At 44.9% G+C, this 2,707-nt stretch carries 2 protein-coding genes and 1 pseudogene; 1 reads left to right on the forward strand and 2 read right to left on the reverse strand.

Annotation, left to right across the window (positions count from 1 at the left end):
* A pseudogene (locus JX312_RS11860) lies at nt 1-890 on the forward strand (hypothetical protein); the annotation flags it as partial.
* A 79-nt stretch (nt 891-969) separates the two neighbouring features.
* Here JX312_RS11860 and JX312_RS11865 read toward each other — a convergent pair.
* Together JX312_RS11865 and JX312_RS11870 are read right to left on the reverse strand one after the other, a co-directional pair.
* Nucleotides 970-1,506 (reverse strand): hypothetical protein, encoded by a 537-nt coding sequence (locus tag JX312_RS11865; protein WP_123405978.1) that lies wholly within the window; start codon nt 1,504-1,506, stop codon nt 970-972.
* Nucleotides 1,507-1,588: 82 nt separating this feature from the next.
* On the reverse strand, nt 1,589-2,635 hold the full coding sequence (locus JX312_RS11870) for a linear amide C-N hydrolase (RefSeq protein WP_204458121.1): 1,047 nt from the start codon (nt 2,633-2,635) through the stop codon (nt 1,589-1,591).
* Nucleotides 2,636-2,707 lie beyond the last annotated feature (72 nt).

Genomic DNA, 2,707 nt, shown 5'->3' on the forward strand with positions numbered 1-2,707 from the left:
CATGTGGCATAATTGGTGATAACGGTTTTGATTACATATATGCAGACCGTCCGGACGGAATCGGAACTTTCGTGCATGAGTTCAGTCACGTGATGGGACTTCCCGATCTGTATTCTACCGGTGAATACCAAAGTTATCGAGAGGTGCCTTTCACGCCGGAGGACTTTTCGGTTATGGATTATGGTCCTTATAACAATGACGGTATGACACCTCCGAATTATTCAGCATACGAGCGCTATGCACTCGACTGGATGGATCCGGTCTCAATGTCTCCGGGTAATCGCAATCTTGGAAATTTAGGAAGTACGAATCAGGCTTTCATCGTTAAGACGGAAAAGCAAAATGAATTTTATTTGTTCGAAAACCGTCAACAGACAGGGTGGGACAAATATATCCCGGGACACGGTATGCTTGTATGGCATGTGGACTACGATCAACAAGTGTTTTACAACAATAAGGTCAACAACACCAAAGATCATCAATATGTCGATCTCATAGAGGCAGACAATATCCAGGATTATCCAATAGGTGTTGATGGGGGATATTACGAATATCCGGAGAGCACCCGCACGGGAGATCCCTTCCCCGGCTCAAAGAATGTACGTTCGTTTGGTTCTAAAACAACGCCCGCCTTGGTTTCATGGAGTAAGAAATCATTAGGCGTGGAGCTGACAGACATCAAAGAAAGTAACGGCGTGATATCATTCTTGGCGACCATTAACGGCAACAGTTCGGTAACTGAAATCTCAACTGATGTAGTGTCAGGTGAGATATATGATATAAAAGGGGTGAAGGTAGGTTCGGTAAATGATGGTAATCTCCCTTCCCTTGATCCCGGTATCTATATAATCAGATACGGAAATAATATAAAGAAAGTTACAATCCGATAGATAAGTAGGTTATCAATAATAAAACATTAGCGGGAGCTTCATTTGAAGCTCCCGCTAATGTTTTATTATTGAGGTATTGCTATTTATGGACCTGTTGCAGATAGACGCCCGTGGTATTATCCGAAGATAAGTAGGCGCGGATGGAATCAAGGTTTTGCGGAGCTTCAGAGATTGTGAAAGGCAACTCACGCATGTTTGAAACACGTGATCCAGGGATCACAGATGCTTTCAACTCTGCAATAGAGGGTACGGTCTTCAGTTTGGAATACTCGGCGAAAGTGTATTTCGTAAACACTGACTTTGCCGATATTCCCTGTCGGTTTAACCACCAGCCGTTGCCGATTTCCAAGGGAGATGAATTTGCCGATATGTCGGAGGGATCCGGGAAATATGCCAATGAACCATCAGGATTCAGTGTTATTGCCACATTGTTTGCATAGTCCCCGTTCATGCGGAAAGCGGAAGCCTTCGGCATGACGTTGACCGGTTTCGAATCTCTCCACCCTATGGCAGACCCGATGTGGGTCACACCCTGAGTATATTCCATTTTTTCTGTCTTATGGGAGCAAGCGCCGGCAGCTAAAAGCAGCGGAATTGCAAATAATATCTTTTTCATGCCCAAAGATAATAATTTTTAGCTGAAGCTAAAAAACTGAGCCTATTTTTATTTTTAAACTGTTTCTAAAGGAGGGTCTGAGTTAATACATAGGGGTGAACGGCTTCGATACTTTCAGATGACGGGTGACATCTCCGACAAGGTTCGCGGTCTTTGAGGTGTCAAGTTTCATAACCGGGGCGCCTTTGCGCAGGTTTACCTTGTTAAGGTCTACGTAATAATAACCGGGATTCGTTACGATTTCGAAATAATAGCGGAGATTGTAAGGCACACTGTATGTGCGCCATTGAGTGGTGCTCAATTCGGGCTGGTCCTGGATTTCGTAGGAATAGGGAACACTTGAATTAGCTAATACGCTTCTGCATGTTGCCACTGCAAGATCCGGGTCTGCGGTCTGTTTAACGTGATGTGCGAAATAGTTTGCACGGACGCAACGGTCGGGACTGGAGACTGTGCCCGGCAACATGTTGTTGCCTCCGATCTTATTCCAATAGTCTATAATTGCAGTCATTTGAGGCCAGTTGGGATCATTTGTCATTGCCCGGTAATCACCCATGTCGTAAATGTTGATGTTTCCCCGGTCAAATTCGAAGATTACGCTTTTCCCGGTTTTGTCTGTAACACCCCAATGTAATGCAGATACTGTGCCTCCGTCGAATGTGGCTCCCTGCACTCCGAATTGAGAGCTTTTAAGGAGTGTGACCACTTCATCGGTAGTGGCGCATTGGTCAAGCATCCACGCAACAAATACGGATAATGACATTTGCGGTTTCTGAGAAGCTTTGTCGTCATTATATACGGTGCCTTTGCAGAAAAGGCCGTTGATTACAAGACCCTTTTCATTCATGCCTTCAGTGATGCCACCGTCATAGCTGGCGGCATATATCGCACCGTATTTTGATGTCCAGGAGAAATGTTTCGGCTGGTCTGAACTTACTTTCTTTATTCCTCTTGGATAAACATATATGTTTGTTGGGATAGGTGTTTTCCAGTCGAGTGAGCGACCGATAACGAAGAGCGAATCCACACCCTGATATATTACGCGCGAGCAAGCTTCTGCGTGAGGGGCGGAAACAGCTACAGCCGCAGTCATGGCGGCTGCCATTAGATACGGTTTAAGTGTTTTCATAGATAACAACGCATTTGTGTTTTCTTGTTAAAACACAAATGGGGGAGATAATGTTTTGGGGTGTAATGGCTG

The organism is Barnesiella sp. CU968 (genome assembly GCF_905219685.1).
In the GTDB taxonomy this organism is placed as follows: Bacteria; Bacteroidota; Bacteroidia; order Bacteroidales; family Muribaculaceae; genus Lepagella; species Lepagella muris_A.

Bases quoted from the DNA above. Each gene is read 5' to 3' on its own strand.
- JX312_RS11870 (WP_204458121.1), bottom strand. From the start codon at position 2,635: ATGAAAACACTTAAACCGTATCTAATGGCAGCCGCCATGACTGCGGCT.
- JX312_RS11865 (WP_123405978.1), bottom strand. From the start codon at position 1,506: ATGAAAAAGATATTATTTGCAATTCCGCTGCTTTTAGCTGCCGGCGCT.